This is a genomic window from Pseudoalteromonas sp. APC 3355, assembly GCF_030407615.1.
Classification (GTDB): domain Bacteria; phylum Pseudomonadota; class Gammaproteobacteria; order Enterobacterales; family Alteromonadaceae; genus Pseudoalteromonas; species Pseudoalteromonas distincta.
Genome location: NZ_JASDDB010000002.1, coordinates 588,996 through 608,492 on the forward strand (window position 1 = coordinate 588,996; position 19,497 = coordinate 608,492).

Here is a 19,497-nt window from a genome sequence, read left to right on the forward strand (position 1 = left end):
GTTGAACACTAATAAGGATGCTATTTTGGCAAACGAATTAAATAGCCTTGATATTCAAGAAATTTTAAGTTTATTACCGCACCGTTACCCGATGCTATTAATTGATCGTGTTATTGATTTTACACCTGGCAAATCTTTACATGCTATTAAAAATGTTTCTATAAACGAACCTATATTTACTGGCCATTTCCCAAATCAGCCAATTTTTCCTGGTGTGCTAATATTAGAATCAATGGCGCAAGCCACGGGTTTATTAGGTTTTAAAACAGTAGAAAATCGTAGTGAAAACGAATTATATTTATTTGCTGCTGTTGATAACGCACGTTTTAAACAGCCAGTGATCCCAGGTGATACAATGCATCTTCATGTTGAGTTTTTAAAAGAACGTCGCAACATTTGGAAGTTTGCAGCAGAAGCTAGAGTCGACGGCAAAGTAGTGTGTAGTGCCGAAATTATGTGTGCGAGAAGAGAGTTTTAATAGTGATCCATTCTACAGCAATAATCGAACCTGGCGCTAAACTAGGCAACAATGTCTCAGTTGGTCCGTATAGTTATATTGGCAATGATGTTGTTATCGGTGATAACTGTATTATTGAGTCTCATGTTGTTGTTAAAGGGCCATCAACTATTGGCTCTGGCAATCATATTTTTCAGTTTGCGTCTGTGGGCGAAGCCTGCCAAGACAAAAAATACAACAACGAGCCAACCACATTAATCATGGGTGATAACAATGTTATCCGTGAATGTGCCACTATTCACCGTGGTACAATTCAAGACCAAGGCGTTACTAAAATTGGTAGTAATAACTTATTTATGGCTTATACACACGTTGCACATGACGCGGTAATTGGCGATAACGTAATTTTTGCTAACAATGCAAGTGTGGCCGGCCATGTACATGTAGGCGACTGGGTTATCTTAGGTGGTAATTCGGGAGTTCATCAGTTTTGTAAAATTGGTGCACATGCCTTTATTGGTATGTATTCAGGTGTTAACAAAGATGTACCACCTTTTGTTACTACCATTGGTATGCCAGCAGGTCCTGCCGCTATCAATAAAGAAGGCATGAAACGTCGTGGTTTCGAAAGTGATGAAATTATGGCTGTACGCCGTGCATACAAAGCGTTTTACCGTAAAAGCTTAGGTGCAGACGAAGCGATTGAATCGCTTAGTGAAGATGCTGTAAAGTACCCTGCTGTGAAATTGATGGTCGACTTTGTTAAAAGCTCAGAGCGCGGCATTGTAAGATAATTCGCGCGTTTTGCTTTAAGCATAAAAAAACCACCCTAGATGATAAATCGAAGGTGGTTTTTTATTGCCCACGGTTTAGACCTAATTCAGTTAATACTCAGCGAGCTCAAGTTAGTATGCATCTAATTTGTATAATAAAAGTCATCCTATGCGTTTACCTAAGTTAGTTGTCACTCTTTTTATTACTTCAGCTTTAGCCGCTTGTAGTAGCCAACCTATTGTTAAATCATCTACTGGAGAGGTTACTCAAGTTGGTAAAGCATCTTTTTATGCTGACAAATATCACGGGAGAACAACTGCCAACGGAGAGCGCTTTAGCCAACAAGCCGCCACAGCAGCCCATTTAGAGTTCGACTTTGGCACTAAGGTCGTTGTTACCAACCTCGCTAATAATAAATCAGTCACGGTAAGAATTAACGATAGAGGCCCGTATGTGCGAGGTCGTATTATTGATTTATCAAAGAGTATGTTTAAAAAGATAGCCGACCCTAAAGTCGGCGTTATTGATGTATCAGTAACGGTTTTAAAACCGGGTAGTTAGCGCAACATAGTCGGGATAAGTGCTACTGAGCTCTTTATGAGAGCCTTGTGCGACTACTTTACCGCCTTCTAACCATACAACATTATCCATTTGAGCAAGTAGAGCAGGATCGTGCGTGATTATCAGCACGCTGGCGTTATTCATAACATGCATTATTGCTTGCATTACCCCTTGCTTAGATTGATTATCAAGACCCTCAGTTGGTTCATCAAGAACTAAAATAGCAGGGTTTTTAAGTAATGCTTGGGCAATGGCTATACGCCTAGATTGGCCTTGCGACACGTTACGCCCGCCAGTGCCTAAACGTGTTTTTAATCCTTCCTTTAGCTCATTAAACCATGGGCTCAATTGAGCTAATGCGAGCGCTTCAATCATTTGCTCTTTAGTTGCATTTGGCGCGGCATAACGTAAGTTTTCACTTAATGTGCCATCAAAAATATGGTGCTGCTGGGCGAGTATATTTATAACATTTGCGCGTATATCATTATTTAACGAATGTAAGTCAACAACGCTATTTTGATTGTTTAGCGTTATGCTGCCTTGTTGCAAAGGCCATAAACCAGTAAGTAAATTTACAAGCGTCGTTTTACCGCTGCCGCTTCTACCTACAATCGCTACTTTTTGCTGAGGCATTAGTTCAAAACTGATATTAGTTAGCGCTGTTTGTTCACCATATTGGTAGCTAATATTGTTAAGTAGCAATGTGTGGTTTTGCGCGCTAAAGTTTTCATCAACGTCTATATGTGTGCTTTCAATTTGCGAACTAGCAGCCTTATCTTCAAGTGTAAACAATCGCTCTGCTGCTTTTAAAACACTCGGAAGCTCTATAAACGCATTGGGTAGTAGCAATACACTTTCAAAGCTTGCCAGTACAAATAAACTTAACATAGCAAGTTCTACATTTACCATACTGCTTGCGTAAACCAGCGGCACAATGGTTACTATGCTAGCAAGCATGGCTAATTGAACAACCAACAAGCTTAATCCATCTGAGTTTGCCAGTGCTTTGTGGCGAATAAATAATTGCTGATTGTACTGCTCGCTTAATTCGTCGCACTTATTAAGTTGCTGCGAACGGGCTTGATAAATACTAAGCTCTCTAAGGCCTGTAAGTGTATCTGAAAGCTCAGAGCGAAGTTGTGCACTAAGTTGTGTTTCTTTATGGCTGTTTTTAGTGAGCTTTATGCTGAGTAGGGCAGGTATAACCACACCAATAAGTATAATGCCAGTAAAGCAAATAAGGGCGACGTTGCCATTATAGGCCGACATAAACAGCATGATGATTGGCACACTTAAAAGAGCGACCAGCATAGGAAGTAAAACGTTTAAATAAAATTTGTCGAGTGCGTCTACATCGTTTTGTAATCGGTTAACTAGATCAGCGCTGCGGCTCATTGCTAAATCAACATTGTTAAGCTTGCTTAACGTTGCAAATACATTGGTACGTATTTCACTTAGTAATAAAAACGTGGCGTTATGAGTAACTAGGCGTTCGCCATAGCGCGATGCTGTTCGCACAATAGCTAAAAAACGAATCGTGCCGGCAGGAGTAAAATAATTCATTTGTACGCCCGCAATACCAGCAGCGGCCATTGATGCTAAAAACCAGCCAGATATAGCCAACAGGCCCACATTAGCTAATACCGTAATCGTCGCTAAAAATGTGCCTAGTAGCATTGCTTTGTAATGAGGAGCACAAAGTTTTAATAAACGAATAAAATTACGCATGCACCACCCCTTGTTCAGCCGTTTTTAGTAAGTCAGCAAATGCACCATTTTGCGCTGCAAGTGTTTCAAAGTGACCTTGCTCAGCTATTTTTCCATCGTGCATCACAATGATATTGCTGGCATGTTTAACGGTATTTAATCTATGGGCAATAACTAATACTAAGTTGTTTTTAGCATATTCATTAATAGCATCTTGAATAAGCAGCTCTGTTTGACTATCAAGGTGCGCAGTGGGCTCATCAAGCACTAAGACTGGTGCTTGTTTTATAAATGCGCGAGCCAGTGCAATACGTTGTTTTTGACCGCCAGAAAGCCCTTCACCTTGCTCACCTATCTGGGTGTTAAAACCATCGGGTAGGGTATTAATAAATTCAAGCACACCAGCTTGTTTTGCCGCGTGTTCAAGCTCTTGCTGTGTGGCAGTGGGTTTGGCCAATTTAATGTTGGCAGCAATGGTGTCGTAAAATAGCGTCGCTTGTTGTGGTATCCATGCAATATTATTTTGCAAGTAAGTAATATCGGTTGTACTTAAACTCTGATCATTAATAGATAGGTTGTTAATCACCTCAGGGTGAAACCCTAATAGACAATCAAACAACGTACTTTTACCTGAGCCACTACTGCCCACAACTGCAATTAAGCCTTTATTTGGCAATGTTAAATTTATACTTTTAATCCCTTCGTTACTACCAGGGTATATAAAATTAAGGTCGGTAATACTTATTGAATTAATTGTATTTAAAGTTAAATTGTTTTCAGGTGCGCTTGTAGTTACTGACGCATTTTCGTCACTTGGCAGTGGGGCATTTAAAATCGCAACCATATCGGCCGCCGCACTAATACCTTGTAAACGTGCATGGTAATGACTACCTAGTTGGCGCAGTGGTAAATAAAATTCAGGCGCTAAAAGTAGCACCACAAAGCCAGTGGCAAAATCAAGAGTGCCAAAAAATAGTCTAAAACCAATAATTACGGCAACGAGTGCCACGCTAATAGTGGCTAAAAACTCAAGTGCAAATGATGATAAAAACGCGATTTTTAAAACATCGAGTGTCGCGTGTCTAAAATCATCTGAAATTTTAGCTATTTGTTTAAGCTCGGTACATGTTGCATTAAATAGTTTTAGCTGAGTTAAACCTTGCACGCGGTCAAAAAAGTAATTGCCCAGTACAGCAAGTTGCTTCCAGCGTTTTTGGTTTAAAGCTTCGGCTTTAGCGCCTACTAAAATCATAAAAAAAGGAATGAGCGGGGCGGTTAATAAAAATATTAGCCCTGCTTTATAATCTGTCGGAAAAATAACAACCAATATTGCCAGCGGAATAAGTGCGCTGTAAGCAACACCTGGCAAGTATTTAGCATAATAGTCGTGAAGTGCTTCAACGCCATTATGCAGGGTATTTAATGTAGCGCCTTGGCCGTGTTGTTCTATATAACTAGGCCCAAGTAAGCTGAGCTTATGGAGAAGTGTTTGGCGCATAGCCGATTTTATTTTAAGCGCAGCAAATGCACTTAAGCGCTCACTTAACGCTAAAAACACCGCGCGTAATAAAATAATGCCTGCTAAGGGCCATAATAAATGAGTGACTTGGGCTAAATTATTACCTTCAAACATTACATTATGAATAGCTTGAGCCAGTAAATAAGCACCTGCAATCATCAGTAATGCGTTAAAAGTACCCACTACAATGCTTAACTTTAACCACACTGCAGCGGGTTTACTTTGACGCTTTAAAAAAGCGCGCAGTGATTGCTGCTGCGCGCGATCTGGTCGGGGGTTAGTCGTCATCTTTTGTGTTGTTAGCATCATTTAATAAATCGTGCATGGCTTGTTCATCATCAGCAATGCTGTTTTTATTTTGATGAAATTCGTACCACATTACATTTATTACACCTAAGGTACAGGCCAAAAGTACACCTAAAATCCAAGCGAAATACCACATTGTTTAGTCTCCTTAGTAGCTACCATGAGTGTTGTTTTCAATTTCTTCTACCGTTACTCTGCGCCACATTTTTACGTAACACCAAGTGGTGTAGGACAATATTAGTGGTACAAAAATACACACTGCAACAAACATTATATTGAGCGTTTTATGGCTCGATACCGCATCCCAAATTGTTAAGCTAATATTAGGGTTATTACTTGATGGCATAATAAATGGGAACAGAGAAACACCGGCCGTCATAATTACGCCAATTAACATTAAGCTTGTTGAAATAAGTCCAAGTGCAGGTTTATTTAATTTTGAAAACACAAGTGCACTTAATGCCATTGCAAAGGCTAAAATAGGGAAGGTCATTGTCCACGGACGAGTGCTGTAATTACTTAACCAAGCACCTTGCGCTGTAGTGACTACTTTAGCTAAAGGGTCTGCATGACTTTGTGTATCAGCCATAGATACAACTTGGTAACCCGTTAAGTTAGCCACCCAAAAACCAGCTGCAGCAAATAACACGATAAACACAATAAGAGAATAGCGACCATATTGACCCGAACGCTCTGCGACCACACTTGCTGTTCTAAGTTGTAACCACATACCCGCATGCGCAACTAACATGGTAATACTCACTAAACCTGCAAGTAATCCAAATGGGTTAAGCAAGCCAAAAAATGATCCTTGGTAGCTTACACGCATAAGGTTATCAATATTAAACGGTACGCCTAAAAATAAATTACCAAACGCAACACCAAATACTAATGCTGGAATCGCGCTGCCTGCAAGCAAGCCCCAATCCCAGTTATTGCGCCAGCGTTTTGAGTCTACTTTACTGCGGTAATCAAATCCAAGTGGTCTAAAAAACAAAGCAAAGAGTACTAGCATCATGGCAAAGTAAAAGCCCGAAAATGCAGCTGCATAAACCATAGGCCACGCCGCAAATAACGCGCCGCCTGCAGTTATAAACCATACTTGGTTACCATCCCAATGCGGGCCAATTGTGTTTATTACTGTGCGGCGCTCTGAATCTGTTTTACCAACGAGGCGGAGCAACATAGCAACGCCCATATCCATACCATCGGTAATAGCAAAACCAATAAGCAGCACACCAATGATCAACCACCAAAGCATTTTTAATGTTTCATAATCAAAAATCATGATTGCTCTCCTTCAGTTTTATCAGCTTTGCTTGGTAATTCAAAATGATACTTACCAGTATGTAGCGAGCTTGGCCCTTGCTTAACAAAGCGGATCATCAGCCAGCCTTCCACAATGGCTAAACCAGTATAGAAAACAATAAACCCAGTTAAGCTAATTAAAATATCGTTTACTGTTAGTGACGACGTGGCTAAAAAGGTCGGCAGTATTTCAGATATAGCCCAAGGTTGGCGACCATACTCGGCAACAATCCAACCAAATTCAATCGCTATCCAAGGTAGTGGAATACTCAATACGGCAGCCCATAACAACCAGCGTTTTTGCTCAATAACGCGGTGTGCGTTGTAGTAAAATGCCAATATAAATACACCTAGCATGGCCACACCACAGGCAACCATAATCCTAAATGACCAAAACATAGGGCCTACTTTAGGAAAAGAGTCTTTAACAGCTTTTTGAATTTGTTCTTCAGTAGCATCTACAACATCAGGTGTGTAGCGCTTAAGTAGCAAGCCATAGCCTAAATCATCTTTTAGAGTATTAAATTTGGCGATATTATCTGGCGTATCTTCACCGTTTCTAAGTTTTGTAAGGTATTCATAAGCAATCATACCGTTGCGAATACGTACTTCATGTTGTTTTTCTAGGTCGTTAATACCCGTTACTTGCTCATCTAGTGAGCGCGTAGCAATTAACCCAAGTGCGTAAGGTATTTTAACCGCCGCATGTGTTACTTGCTCTTCTGAATCAGGAAAACCAAATGCGGTAAACGCAGCCGGAGCTTCTTCTGTGTGCCATTCAGCTTCAATTGTGGCAAGTTTTACTTTTTGGACTTCGCCTACTTCGTAGCCTGATTCGTCACCGAGTAAAATTACACACAAAATTGACGCTAAACCAAAGCCTGATGCGACTGAAAAAGAGCGTTTAGCAAATGCTAAATCACGACCCTTCAATATGTACCAGCTACTAATACCAAGCACAAACATAGACGCTGCTACATAACCTGCCGATACAGTATGAATAAACTTAACTTGGGCTACAGGGTTAAACACAAGCTCTGCAAAACTGGTCATTTCCATGCGCATGGTTTGATAGTTAAATTCAGCGCCTACTGGGTTTTGCATCCAACCGTTGGCAATTAAAATCCACAGCGCCGACATGTTAGTACCAATGGCCATTAAAAAGGTCGCGCCTAAATGTTGGCGTTTAGAAAGCCTGTCCCAGCCTAAAAAGAACATACCCACAAAGGTCGATTCTAAAAAGAATGCCATTAAACCTTCAATAGCCAGGGGAGCCCCAAAAACATCACCTACGTAATGGGAGTAATAAGACCAGTTAGTACCAAACTCAAACTCCATGGTAAGGCCTGTTGCCACACCAATTGCAAAGTTAATACCAAACAATTTTCCCCAAAACTTAGTCATATCACGATAAATTTCGCGACCGGTCATAACATAAACCGATTCCATAATAACTAAAATCCAGGTCATACCTATCGTTAACGGTACGAATAAGAAATGAAAGAGAGCGGTAACAGCAAACTGTAATCGCGATAGATCCACAAAGGTTTCATCTATCATTATTGGCTCCTTGAGAGTGACGGATTAACAGGGCAACATTTTATTGGCAAAGTTAGAGTTTAATGAACTTTCAGTAATTACTGAAATTTTGTAATAGTATTTACGTTTGTGCAATCTTTGTCAACATACATATTAGTAAAGCGTAATATATATTTCCTATGCTACATCAGTATTAAAAACAAACAACATAAAGCCTTAACTTAGGTAATAAAAAACCAGTTATTTAAAGCGTTTAACCAAACAGTAAAACACGGTAAACTAACAAGCATGAACGCCTGGTTTACTTGTGAAATAAAATCAAATGAATAAAGATAAAAAACAACTACGTATTGGTATTGTGGCAGGTGAACTGTCGGGCGATATTTTAGGTGAAGGCTTAATTAAAGCCCTTAAAAAACACTTTCCGGACGCTATTTTTGAAGGAATAGCAGGACCTAAAATGCAAGCGCAGGGCTGTAAAACACTTTACGACATGGATGAGCTTTCGGTTATGGGGCTTGTTGAGGTGCTAGGGCGTTTACCACGTTTGCTTAAAATACGTAAACAACTCGTGCAGCATTTTGTAGATAACCCACCTGATGTATTTATAGGTATTGATGCACCGGATTTTAACTTACGTGTAGAAAAGCCACTTAAAGATGCGGGTATTAAAACCGTGCAGTATGTAAGTCCGTCTGTTTGGGCGTGGCGCGAAAAGCGCATTCATACAATAAGTGCAGCCACTAACTTAGTGTTAGCATTATTACCATTTGAAAAAGAGTTCTACGATAAGCACCAAGTGCCATGTACATTTGTGGGGCATACCTTGGCAGACGACATAGCACTTGAGCACGACGATACTAAAGCACGAGAAGAACTCGGCTTAAGCCTTGATGACAAAGTACTGGCGCTGCTACCTGGTAGTCGAGGCTCTGAAGTTGGTTTGCTAAGCGAGACTTACATTAAAACAGCTGCTGAGCTGCAAGCTAAAAACCCCAATCTTAAAATTGTGGTGCCGTTGGTTAACGAAAAACGCAAAGCGCAGTTTAGTGATATATTAAACGCTACCGCACCAAACCTTAATGTTAACCTGCTTGATGGGCAATCAAAATTAGCGATGCAAGCTGCTGATGCTATTTTATTAGCCTCGGGCACAGCAACACTTGAAGGTATGCTTTATAAAAAACCAATGGTTGTGGGCTATAAAATAAAGCCTTTGAGCTATTGGATTTTTAAAACTTTATTTACGTTTAATATTAAGTACTTTTCGCTGCCTAATTTATTAGCCGACGAAGAGCTAGTGCCTGAGTTTTTACAAACCGAGTGTAATGTGACTAACTTAACAAACGCACTTACCCCTATGCTCAACACAGATAACAAAGAGCTAAAAGCACGCTTTTTAGCTATTCACGAAAAAATCAGATTAAATGCCAGTGAACAAGCAGCCAATGCTGTGGCGGAGTTAATAAATGCAGATTGATAGACCCAATGTATCCTTAATTGCTGGTGTAGATGAAGTAGGGCGCGGCCCACTTGTTGGTGATGTAGTCACTGCCGCCGTTATTTTAGATCCCACTAAACCAATTGCAGGCTTAGCAGATTCTAAAAAGTTAACGGATAAAAAACGCCAAGCACTTGCAGTTGAAATAAAAGAAAAAGCATTGTGCTACGCGTATGGACGCTGCAGTCCAACAGAAATTGACGAGTTAAATATTCTACACGCAACGATGCTTGCCATGACTCGCGCAGTAGAGGCATTAAGCACACAACCTGAATTTGTATTTATAGATGGTAATCGATTGCCAAAACTCACTATGCCAGCACAAGCTGTTGTTAAAGGTGATAGCTTAGTGGCCGAAATTTCAGCGGCGTCTATTTTAGCTAAAGTAGCACGCGATGACGAAATGCTTGAACTTGATAAACGCCACCCAGAATATGGTTTTGCAGGGCACAAAGGGTATCCCACTAAAGCGCACTTTGCAGCACTTGAACAATACGGTGCAATTGACGAGCATCGTAAAAGCTTTAAACCTGTGCAGCGGGTTTTGGCGCAAGTCAATGGTGAGGGCTAAGCATGGCTGCTCCTGATTTTGTTCATTTAAGAGTTCATTCAGACTTTTCGATGGTTGATGGCCTTGCTAAAACAAAGCCAATCGTCGCAAAAGCGCAAGAGCTGCAAATGCCAGCCATTGCAATTACCGATCAAATGAACTTTTGTGGTTTAGTGCGTTTTTATGGCGCCACGCATAATGCAGGTATTAAACCTATAGTGGGTGCTGACTTTTGGGTTCGTAGCCCAGAGTTTCCTGATGAGCCAAGCCGCTTAACCATATTAGCCAAAGACAACGACGGCTATAAAAATATTACCTTGTTGATATCTAAAGCTTATCAGCGTGGGCATGTGTTTCATCGCCCAGTTATTGACCGCGAATGGTTAGTTGAGCTAAAAGCAGGCTTAATTATTCTCTCAGGCGCTAAAGACGGTGACTTAGGTAAAGCATTATTAAAAAATAATCCGACTGTAATTGAATCGGTTGTTAGTTTTTATAAGCAGCATTTTAGCGATAACTACTACCTAGAGCTTGTTCGCACCAATCGACCGCTTGAAGAAGATTACTTGCACATGGCGGTAGAGCTTGCTGCTAAAGAGCAACTACCGGTTGTAGCCACCAACGAAGTGGTGTTTTTAAAGCCAGAAAACTTTGAAGCGCACGAAATTCGTGTTGCTATTTTTGACGGTTACACGCTCGATGATAAGCGCCGCCCTAAACGGTTCTCTGAAGAACAATATCTAAAAACACCTGAGCAAATGGCTGAGTTGTTTAGCGATATTCCAGAAGCCCTACAAAATACCGTAGAAATCGCTAAGCGTTGTAATGTAACTGTGCAATTAGGTACTTACTTTTTACCTGATTACCCAACCGGCTCGCTTAAAATTGAAGACTTTTTAGTTAAAGTGTCACAAGACGGCCTTGAAGAACGACTACAGTTTTTATTCCCCGACGAAGAAGATAGAAAAGTAAAACGTGTTGAATACGATGAGCGCCTTGATATAGAGCTTGGTGTAATCAACCAAATGGGATTCCCTGGTTACTTCTTAATCGTAATGGAGTTTATTCAGTGGAGTAAAGATAATAATATTCCAGTTGGGCCTGGTCGTGGTTCAGGTGCGGGTTCGTTAGTTGCGTACGCGCTTAAAATTACCGACCTTGATCCACTTGAGTTTGACTTACTGTTTGAGCGATTCTTGAACCCTGAACGTGTATCAATGCCCGATTTCGACGTCGATTTTTGTATGGATAGACGAGACGAAGTAATTGATCACGTGTCGGCTTTGTATGGTCGGGATGCGGTTTCGCAAATTATTACCTTTGGTACCATGGCTGCAAAGGCGGTAATACGCGATGTAGGGCGAGTGCTTGGGCATCCTTACGGGTTTGTTGATCGAATTTCAAAATTGATTCCGGGTGACCCCGGTATGACACTTGCCAAAGCGTTTGATGTAGAACCACGCTTGCAAGAAGCCTACGATGGCGACAATGAGGTAAAAGACTTAATCGACATGTGTCGCATCCTTGAAGGGTGTACACGTAATGCCGGTAAACATGCGGGTGGCGTAGTAATATCGCCAACCACTATTACCGACTTCGCTGCGCTTTATTGCGATGACGAAGGTAAGTTTCCAGTAACACAGTTTGATAAAAACGATGTAGAAACAGCCGGCTTAGTTAAGTTCGATTTCTTGGGTTTACGTACACTGACTATATTGCAGTGGGCGGTCGATATGACCAATGTGCGCATGAAGCGCCAAGGTAAAGACCCCGTTGATATAAACACCATTCCACTGGATGATAAAAAAAGTATTGAGTTGTTACTTCGCGCCGAAACGACCGCTGTATTCCAGCTAGAGTCGCGTGGTATGAAAGACCTAGTACGCCGCCTTAAGCCCGACTGCTTTGAAGATATGATTGCACTTGTGGCCTTGTTCCGACCAGGTCCACTGCAATCAGGCATGGTAGATAACTTTATCGACCGAAAACTGGGCCGAGAAGAAATCTCATACCCAGATGCGCAGTATCAGCACGAAAGCTTAAAACCAATACTTGATCCAACTTACGGCATTATTTTGTATCAAGAACAAGTAATGCAAATTGCGCAAGTACTAGCAGGTTACACGCTAGGTGGCGCCGACATGCTGCGTCGTGCAATGGGTAAGAAAAAACCCGAAGAAATGGCAAAGCAGCGTTCAACATTTGAAGATGGCGCAAGAAATAACGGCATTGACGGCGAGCTTGCGATAAAAATCTTCGACTTGGTAGAAAAGTTCGCAGGTTACGGTTTTAACAAATCTCACTCAGCAGCTTACGCACTCGTATCGTATCAAACATTGTGGATGAAAACGCATCATCCTGCAGAGTTTATGGCTGCTGTAATGTCGGCCGATATGGATAACACCGACAAAATAGTTATTTTGGTGGATGAATGTGAAAACATGAAGCTCACCTTATTACCACCAGACGTAAATGCAGGTGAGTTTAAGTTTACAGTAAACCTTGAAGGTGAAATTGTTTACGGCATTGGCGCGATAAAAGGCGTAGGTGAGGCTCCGGTTGAAGCAATTTTAGAAGCGCGTGCAAAAGGCGGCCCATTTAAAGATTTATTTGATTTTTGTGCCCGTGTTGATTTAAAACGCTTAAATAAACGTGTTACTGAAAAATTAATTTACGCAGGTGCTTTGGATCAATTAGGACCAGAGAAAACCCAATCTGGGCGTGCTACATTACTAGCCAGTTTAAAAGATGCTATGCGTGCGGCCGATCAACACAACAAAGCTGAGCAATTAGGACAAAGTGACTTATTTGGTTTATTAGCCACTGAGCCTGATGAAGTTGAACAAGCTTTTATTAAAGCCACAGGGCTTACTGATAACGAGTGGTTAGATGGCGAAAAAGAGACGCTAGGCCTTTATTTAACTGGGCATCCAATAAATCAGTACCGCCGTGAGCTTAGGCATTACACTAGCGGAAAAATAGTTGATTTACAGCCAACTAATCGTGATGTGTTTGCAACGGCAGCTGGTTTAGTTATTGCTTCTAGAGTATTAATTAATAAAAAAGGAAATCGTTGGGCCTTAGTAACTTTAGATGACAAGAGTGCACGGATTGATGTACGCTTGTATTCAGACGAGTTTGAAAAGTACCAAGATATGCTCCAAGTTAACAATATCTTGGTAATATCTGGACAGGTCAGCTTTGATAACTTCTCCGGTGGTATTACAATGACCGCCAGAGAAATAAACACCATTGCTCAAGCGCGTGAAAAGCGTATTAAAGCGATTAAAATGACGCTGAACATGGTGCAAATCGAGGCAGGTTTCTTCGATAAATTACAAAAAGTACTCGAACCCTATAAAATGGGAACGTGTCCGATCAAGGTTTATTACCAACGTCCAGATGCGTTGGCGCAATTAACTCTTGGGATCGAATGGTGTGTTACGCCAAGTGACGACTTAATCCATAAGTTATCACTAATGGCTGCGCAAGATGTAGAACTAGAATTTAACTAATTAGGTAGTTTAGAGCATGAGCCTCAATTATCTTGATTTTGAGCTTCCAATTGCAGAATTAGAAGCAAAAATTGAAGAATTACAAAGTATCAGCCGCGCTGGCGAATTAGACCTTGAGTTAGAAGAGGAAGTCAGCAAATTAAAAGAAAAAAGTGCCAAACAAAAACAGGAGATTTTTTCTAATTTAGGCGCTTGGCAAGTATCACAGTTAGCACGTCATCCGTTGCGTCCTTACACTCGAGATTATATCGAGCGCATTTTCACGGAATTTGACGAGTTTGCTGGCGATCGTACTTTTGCTAACGATCCAGCTATTTTAGGTGGCATTGCGCGTTTAGATGGCGAACCGGTAATGGTTATTGGCCAACAAAAAGGTCGTGATACTGCTGAAAAAATTAAACGCAACTTTGGTATGCCAAAGCCAGAAGGTTACCGTAAAGCATTACGCTTAATGGAAATGGCTGAGCGTTTTAAAATGCCAATCATGACCTTTATTGACACACCAGGTGCATACCCAGGTGTTGGCGCTGAAGAACGTGGTCAATCTGAAGCAATCGCACGTAACTTAAAAGTAATGGCGTCACTTAAAGTGCCGACAATATGTACGGTTATTGGTGAAGGCGGTTCAGGCGGTGCATTAGCAATTGGTGTTGGCGACAGAGTTAACATGTTGCAGTACAGCACTTATTCTGTAATTTCGCCTGAAGGTTGTGCGTCTATTCTTTGGAAAAGCGCTGACAAAGCACCGCTTGCAGCAGAAGCAATGGGTGTAACCGCAGAGCGCGTTAAAGAGCTAGACTTAATCAACAACTTAGTTGATGAGCCTCTAGGTGGTGCACATCGTAATTACGATGCTATGGCACGTAACTTAAAAGTACGCCTTAAGCGTGACCTAGCAGACTTACAAGCGCTTACGCTTGAAGAAATGCTTGATCAACGTTACAAACGTTTAATGTCGTTTGGTTATTGCTAAACACATTAATTGTTAAAAAAAGCCGCTTATGCGGCTTTTTTGCTTTAAAATGTTCAGAGTTTTTATATAAAAGTGCGGCCATATGCATACAACAGCAATTTATCAGCAATTAAAAAAATCACTAAATAGCTATATTGAGCAAGGTAACACTGTTTTTACTGTGGCGCTTTCTGGTGGTGTTGATTCTGTGGTGTTGCTGCATTTAATGCGTGCTTTAAGAGCCGATAATCCTGCAATTGATGTATCGGCTATTTATGTTCACCATGGCTTGAGCCAGTATGCTGATGACTGGCAACGCTTTTGCAAGAATGTATGTATTGAGCTTGATGTGCCTTTTAAAGTCGCAAAAGTTGTAATTGAGCAGCAGTCGCGAACGAGCCTTGAAGCCCAAGCTCGCGATGCACGTTACAAAGCACTTGATGAGCTAAGCCCACAAGGCAGCATTGTTTTATTGGGCCAACATTTAAACGACCAAGTAGAAACGTTTTTACTGCGCTTAAAGCGTGGCTCGGGTTTAAAAGGGCTTGGCGCCATGCACCAAGTGCGTTTGCTGCAAAGTGGCCGTGTATGTTTTAGGCCATTGTTAAACGTAAAGCGAAGCGATATAGAAGCGTTTGCGGCGCGCTTTAGTATTAACCACATAACTGATGACTCAAATACAGATGAAAGTTTTGACCGTAACTTTTTACGCTCAAAAATAGTACCTGTGTTAGCCGAGCGTTTTACTGGGTTTGAACAATGTACAGCACGAAGTATTGAGCTACTACAACAACAGCAAACACTACTTGATGAGTACACTCAGCTTGATTTAAATAAGTGTATTAACGAGTACCAAGCACTGTGCATTAGCCAAATAAGCGAATACAGCTCAGCGCGTATTGCAAATATAGTACGTGCGTGGCTTACATTATTTACACAGGTCATGCCATCGCAAAAGCAGCTTGAGCAAATTATTAATCAAGCAATGTGCGCAAAAAACGACGCGCAAATGCGTATTGATTTGCTCTATGGGCAAATACGTCGTCATCAAGGTTATTTGTATTTTGTAACACCAAGTGAAGTATTAACAGATATTGAGCTAAATCATTCGCAGCTAAAACTTGCAGACGGGCGCTTATTAATTAAAAGCATTGGTTTTGGAGTAAGACCTCCACACTCAAATGAGCAAGTAATAGTGCGCTTTAATTGCAATAGCGCACGTATTAAACCACTTAAAAAGCCTGGTAGTAATACAGTTAAGCATTGGTTTAAAGATGCAAAAATAGCGCCGTGGCTACGCGCCAGTGTGCCACTTATTTTTTATAATGATGAATTAGTTCAAGTGGTTGGTTATTTTATAAGTGCTAAGCATGTTGATGAAAATGGTATTTTTTGGGAGTGTAAATAAATGAGTAAAAAGCCGCATGTTGGCTTATCGTTAGTAAAAAAAGCGCCAATGGGTATGCTAATAACAGCGCTTATTGCTGTTATCGCTAATGTTTTACTTGAGTTAAATATAGTTACGTTAGGTTATGCAGTCGCTGGTGGGATTGCATCTGCAGTACTTTTATTAGCTTATTGGTTAGGTAAAGGTGGATTGTTTTTTATTTTAGGCGTGAGTCTGCCACTGCTTTTAGTATTATTTACACCGCTTGCGACTATTACTGCATTACTTAATTTAATTAGCGGGTTCTTTTTTGGTTTTTGTGCTGCGTTGTTTATTTATAAATTGGTATGTGCAAAGCCTAGCGGGGGAAGCTAGGCTTTTTTATTTAATGCAGTTAAGTAAAGGCTAATATGCTTTTGCGCAGTTTCTACCTGATGCCTTTGCTTTGTATAAACCTTTATCGGCTCGAGCAAATATCTCAGTTTCGCAATCTTGGCTGTTAGCTAAAGTAAAACCAATACTGGTTGTTACTTTATACTTAGACATTAATGGCGATTTTCTTACTAAGCACATTATACGCTCAGCAATCACTTTATTAGTTGTAAACTCAGGGTCTTCAATAAGTAAAGCAAACTCATCACCACCAAATCTAAATACCGAATCAGTGCCGCGTATACTGCTACACAGTACTTTTGAAAATTCTTTAAGTGTATCGTCACCAATTTTATGGCCGAAGTTGTCGTTAACTTGTTTAAAGTTATCTAAGTCAAGCAACATTAAACTAAATGGGCGTTGATAACGGCGACAGTTTTCAAGCTTTTGAAGTAAAAAGTCATTAAATTGACTACGATTATTTAAACCGGTTAACGCATCCTTTGTGGCAAGCTTTAGTACGCGGCTATACATCATCGCATTACGAAGTGGATAAACCAGCGCACTATGTAATGTATGTAATTTTTTCTCAATTGCGTGACCAAGTGGGAATTTACTAAAATAAATTAGCTGCCCTAAGTGGTCTTTATTAATCGCTAAATCAAAAATATAGGGTGTACTATTTGTATCACTTTGTGATGTTTGAGCAGTACCTAAAGTTGATTGAAACTGTAATCCAGAAAAATTGAGCAATTGTTTTGCAAATTTAGCGTAAATAGCCAGAACATCCTCGATCACTAAGCTTGTTTGTAGCTCTGCGACGAGTTCATGCGTTTCAGTTATTTCATTTGTAGGTGAGTGTTCAGCCGAAAACGGCAAAAAATCACCGCGACCAGACACACGCTGCGTCAAAATATGGACGTTTTCCATTAAATTCTCCCCCGAGGGTGTTACTTTGCAATAACTAAGCTATTTTTGTGCCATATTTTAAAATTGCATGAAAAACATATGGTTGTTATATTTACTTACAAGCTACTAGTTTAATTTAAACGCGAGGCTGCATTTGCAAAGTATTAATGCTCAAATTTTTGGCTTATTAGTCGCGGCAGTTCTTTTTGTGTGGTTTTTTAAGCGCATTGGCTTGCCGCCTATTTTAGCGTACCTAGCAACGGGGGTTTTAGCCGGTAGTCATGGTATTGGCTGGCTTGCACAATCTCACGAAATAGAGTTTGTAGCTGAATTGGGTATTGTGTTTTTGTTATTTAGTTTAGGGCTAGAATTTTCTATTTCTCGACTAATGGCAATGCGAAACCTAGTATTTGGTTTGGGCTCATTACAAGTAGGTATAACCAGTTTACTCTTCATTATTATTCTATATTGCTTAAACTTTTCATTACTCACCAGTTTTACCATCGGCACAATTATGGCGCTTTCTTCAACCGCTGTAGTAGTTAAGCTATTAAAAGAAACGGGTGAGCTTAATCAGCGCCGTGGGCAATTAGCCGTTGGTGTTCTACTTTTTCAAGATATTGCTGTCGTTCCTCTATTAATAATACTTCCTTTATTTGCATCAAGTGACTCTCAAAGTATTGGCTGGGCTTTAGCGTTTGCCCTAAGTAAAGGCGCATTTGTATGTGTGCTTCTTTGGGCAATTGGTAAATGGGTATTGCCCATTGTGTTTAAAGAAATAGCGCAAGTACGAACCGATGAGTTATTTGTACTTACCACCATATTAGTCGCGTTGTTTGCAGGCTTTTTAACGTATATGTTTGGCTTGTCTATGGCGCTAGGTGCTTTTTTAGCCGGAATGATGTTAGGTGAGAGCCATTACAGGCATCAGTTAGAGGCCGATATACGCCCATTTCGCGATATTTTAATGGGGCTATTTTTTGTTACTGTAGGTATGCAGCTGGATATTTTATTTGTACTGGGGCATATCGTAATAATTATTGGCGCCTTGCTGGGTTTACTGGTGTTAAAAATTGCAGTGGTAGCCTTTAGCGCGCGGCTAATGCATGAGCGAAACCAAGATTCACTCGCCTGTGGCATTATGCTGTGGCAAATGGGGGAGTTTGGCTTTGTACTTATTGCACTTGCTGGCCAGCATCAATTATTAAATTCAGAGCAAGCTTCATTTTTAATTGCCCTTGGTGTGCTTTCAATGGCATTTACCCCATTTTTGATTGATAAAACGCCATTTATTTTAAAGCGTTTAGGCATACTCGATCGCCCAAGTTTGGCGCTCGAGAGTGAGCCACAAAGTAGTACGCTTTATAGTGACCATGTTGTTATTTGTGGTTTTTCGCGAGTTGGGCAAACTATAGCGCGTTTTTTAAAGCCCGAAGCAATAGACTATGTTGCGATTGAAAGTAACCCAATTTTAGTACAAGAAGGCAAAGCGGCGGGTGAGCCTGTCATATTTGGCTATGTTAAACAAAAAGATATTTTAAAGTGCGCAGGAGTAGAGCGAGCTCGCTTGGTTATTATTACTTTTACAGAGTTTGATCATGCACAAGTTGTTATTGATGCCATAAAGCAAATAGCACCCAATGTTAAAATACTCATTCGTACCCGTGACGATAGCCAGCTAGATTATTTAAAAGAGCTAGGTGTAACCGAAGTAGTACCTGAGTCGTTAGAGGCAAGCTTAATGCTCGTGTCGCATGTGTTGTCTATGTCGGGAGTACCGATGACGCGTATTGTACGAAGAGTAAGTAAAGAGCGTCGTAATCGTTATCCGTTAATGCAAAGCTTTTATGCAGGCTATTTTAAAGATAACGAAGATACATCAAGTGACCGGTTAGAGTACTTACATGTGGTTGCTCTGCCTGATAAAGCTTATGCAGTTAATAAAACAATCGAAAATCTAAATTTAGAAAAGCGTCGGGTACTGGTAAAAGCGCTGCGCAGAGAAGGAGCCGAAATAGACACGCCATCAGCACAAACAACCTTATTGGCTAATGACGTTTTAGTGTTACAAGGTAAACCAAGGCGTGTTGAGCGGGTAGAGCACTACCTGCTCGACGGAATAGAATAACGTTTCTGTTTG

The 19,497-nt window shown here is 40.7% G+C and carries 16 protein-coding genes; 10 read left to right on the plus strand and 6 right to left on the minus strand.

Features of this window, described 5'->3' with window-relative positions; genetic code table 11:
- The first annotated feature begins 25 nt into the window (after nucleotides 1-25).
- From fabZ to QMA08_RS05885, 3 genes are all read left to right on the plus strand, one after another.
- Nucleotides 26-478: a 3-hydroxyacyl-ACP dehydratase FabZ gene (fabZ, locus tag QMA08_RS05875; protein WP_002958310.1), complete on the plus strand. Its 453-nt coding sequence runs from the start codon at nucleotides 26-28 to the stop codon at nucleotides 476-478.
- 2 nt (nucleotides 479-480) lie between these two features.
- A complete protein-coding gene (lpxA, locus tag QMA08_RS05880) occupies nucleotides 481-1,251 on the plus strand; it encodes an acyl-ACP--UDP-N-acetylglucosamine O-acyltransferase (protein WP_290173913.1) in 771 nt (256 codons plus the stop codon).
- 148 nt (nucleotides 1,252-1,399) lie between these two features.
- Complete coding sequence (locus tag QMA08_RS05885) at nucleotides 1,400-1,792, plus strand: septal ring lytic transglycosylase RlpA family protein (protein ID WP_149602336.1); 393 nt, start codon at nucleotides 1,400-1,402, stop codon at nucleotides 1,790-1,792.
- On the opposite strand, the gene cydC is transcribed toward QMA08_RS05885, so the two are convergent.
- Genes cydC through QMA08_RS05910 form a run of 5 tightly spaced genes read right to left on the minus strand, consistent with a single transcriptional unit; the run spans nucleotide 1,775 to nucleotide 8,192 of the window.
- Nucleotides 1,775-3,520 (minus strand): thiol reductant ABC exporter subunit CydC, encoded by a 1,746-nt coding sequence (gene cydC, locus QMA08_RS05890; RefSeq protein ID WP_290173916.1) that lies wholly within the window; start codon nucleotides 3,518-3,520, stop codon nucleotides 1,775-1,777. The two genes, QMA08_RS05885 and cydC, sit on opposite strands and share 18 nt — an antisense overlap.
- Entirely contained in the window at nucleotides 3,513-5,306 is a 1,794-nt protein-coding gene (cydD, locus tag QMA08_RS05895) for a thiol reductant ABC exporter subunit CydD (RefSeq protein WP_290173983.1), read from the minus strand. Before cydD ends, cydC begins: the two co-directional genes overlap by 8 nt.
- Nucleotides 5,296-5,460, minus strand: a complete 165-nt coding sequence (gene cydX, locus QMA08_RS05900; RefSeq protein ID WP_002958303.1) for a cytochrome bd-I oxidase subunit CydX — start codon at nucleotides 5,458-5,460, stop codon at nucleotides 5,296-5,298. The genes cydD and cydX overlap by 11 nt, the downstream gene beginning before the upstream one ends.
- A 12-nt stretch (nucleotides 5,461-5,472) precedes the next feature.
- Nucleotides 5,473-6,612, minus strand: coding sequence for a cytochrome d ubiquinol oxidase subunit II (gene cydB, locus QMA08_RS05905; protein ID WP_002958302.1), 1,140 nt, complete (start codon nucleotides 6,610-6,612; stop codon nucleotides 5,473-5,475).
- On the minus strand, nucleotides 6,609-8,192 hold the full coding sequence (locus QMA08_RS05910; RefSeq protein ID WP_182696042.1) for a cytochrome ubiquinol oxidase subunit I: 1,584 nt from the start codon (nucleotides 8,190-8,192) through the stop codon (nucleotides 6,609-6,611). The genes cydB and QMA08_RS05910 overlap by 4 nt, the downstream gene beginning before the upstream one ends.
- A gap of 301 nt (nucleotides 8,193-8,493) precedes the next feature.
- On the opposite strand from QMA08_RS05910, the gene lpxB reads away from it, so the two are divergent.
- The 6 genes from lpxB to QMA08_RS05940 all read left to right on the plus strand — a co-directional run bounded on the left by lpxB (nucleotide 8,494) and on the right by QMA08_RS05940 (nucleotide 16,451).
- A complete protein-coding gene (gene lpxB, locus QMA08_RS05915) occupies nucleotides 8,494-9,651 on the plus strand; it encodes a lipid-A-disaccharide synthase (RefSeq protein WP_033039707.1) in 1,158 nt (385 codons plus the stop codon).
- Nucleotides 9,641-10,243: a ribonuclease HII gene (gene rnhB / locus QMA08_RS05920; protein WP_182712628.1), complete on the plus strand. Its 603-nt coding sequence runs from the start codon at nucleotides 9,641-9,643 to the stop codon at nucleotides 10,241-10,243. Before lpxB ends, rnhB begins: the two co-directional genes overlap by 11 nt.
- A 2-nt stretch (nucleotides 10,244-10,245) precedes the next feature.
- Complete coding sequence (dnaE, locus tag QMA08_RS05925; RefSeq protein WP_290173918.1) at nucleotides 10,246-13,737, plus strand: DNA polymerase III subunit alpha; 3,492 nt, start codon at nucleotides 10,246-10,248, stop codon at nucleotides 13,735-13,737.
- A 16-nt stretch (nucleotides 13,738-13,753) separates the two neighbouring features.
- A complete protein-coding gene (gene accA / locus QMA08_RS05930; protein ID WP_002958297.1) occupies nucleotides 13,754-14,710 on the plus strand; it encodes an acetyl-CoA carboxylase carboxyl transferase subunit alpha in 957 nt (318 codons plus the stop codon).
- Nucleotides 14,711-14,792: 82 nt separating this feature from the next.
- Nucleotides 14,793-16,097 (plus strand): tRNA lysidine(34) synthetase TilS, encoded by a 1,305-nt coding sequence (tilS, locus tag QMA08_RS05935; protein ID WP_182780450.1) that lies wholly within the window; start codon nucleotides 14,793-14,795, stop codon nucleotides 16,095-16,097.
- The gene (locus tag QMA08_RS05940) at nucleotides 16,098-16,451 is read left to right on the plus strand and encodes a hypothetical protein (protein WP_290173922.1); all 354 of its coding nucleotides are present in this window, start codon (nucleotides 16,098-16,100) and stop codon (nucleotides 16,449-16,451) included. It abuts the gene before it with no gap.
- Nucleotides 16,452-16,481: 30 nt separating this feature from the next.
- Here the strand turns inward: QMA08_RS05940 and QMA08_RS05945 are convergent, their stop codons facing one another.
- Entirely contained in the window at nucleotides 16,482-17,378 is an 897-nt protein-coding gene (locus QMA08_RS05945; RefSeq protein WP_182696038.1) for a GGDEF domain-containing protein, read from the minus strand.
- Between the two features lie 133 nt (nucleotides 17,379-17,511).
- Between QMA08_RS05945 and QMA08_RS05950 the strand changes: the two genes are divergently transcribed.
- Complete coding sequence (locus QMA08_RS05950; protein WP_024596261.1) at nucleotides 17,512-19,485, plus strand: monovalent cation:proton antiporter-2 (CPA2) family protein; 1,974 nt, start codon at nucleotides 17,512-17,514, stop codon at nucleotides 19,483-19,485.
- Nucleotides 19,486-19,497 lie beyond the last annotated feature (12 nt).

Bases quoted from the DNA above. Each gene is read 5' to 3' on its own strand.
- dnaE (WP_290173918.1), top strand. From the start codon at position 10,246: ATGGCTGCTCCTGATTTTGTTCATTTAAGAGTTCATTCAGACTTTTCG.
- lpxB (WP_033039707.1), top strand. From the start codon at position 8,494: ATGAATAAAGATAAAAAACAACTACGTATTGGTATTGTGGCAGGTGAA.
- cydB (WP_002958302.1), bottom strand. From the start codon at position 6,612: ATGATTTTTGATTATGAAACATTAAAAATGCTTTGGTGGTTGATCATT.
- QMA08_RS05885 (WP_149602336.1), top strand. From the start codon at position 1,400: ATGCGTTTACCTAAGTTAGTTGTCACTCTTTTTATTACTTCAGCTTTA.
- cydD (WP_290173983.1), bottom strand. From the start codon at position 5,306: ATGACGACTAACCCCCGACCAGATCGCGCGCAGCAGCAATCACTGCGC.
- rnhB (WP_182712628.1), top strand. From the start codon at position 9,641: ATGCAGATTGATAGACCCAATGTATCCTTAATTGCTGGTGTAGATGAA.
- accA (WP_002958297.1), top strand. From the start codon at position 13,754: ATGAGCCTCAATTATCTTGATTTTGAGCTTCCAATTGCAGAATTAGAA.
- QMA08_RS05910 (WP_182696042.1), bottom strand. From the start codon at position 8,192: ATGATAGATGAAACCTTTGTGGATCTATCGCGATTACAGTTTGCTGTT.
- QMA08_RS05940 (WP_290173922.1), top strand. From the start codon at position 16,098: ATGAGTAAAAAGCCGCATGTTGGCTTATCGTTAGTAAAAAAAGCGCCA.
- cydX (WP_002958303.1), bottom strand. From the start codon at position 5,460: ATGTGGTATTTCGCTTGGATTTTAGGTGTACTTTTGGCCTGTACCTTA.
- tilS (WP_182780450.1), top strand. From the start codon at position 14,793: ATGCATACAACAGCAATTTATCAGCAATTAAAAAAATCACTAAATAGC.
- cydC (WP_290173916.1), bottom strand. From the start codon at position 3,520: ATGCGTAATTTTATTCGTTTATTAAAACTTTGTGCTCCTCATTACAAA.
- QMA08_RS05945 (WP_182696038.1), bottom strand. From the start codon at position 17,378: ATGGAAAACGTCCATATTTTGACGCAGCGTGTGTCTGGTCGCGGTGAT.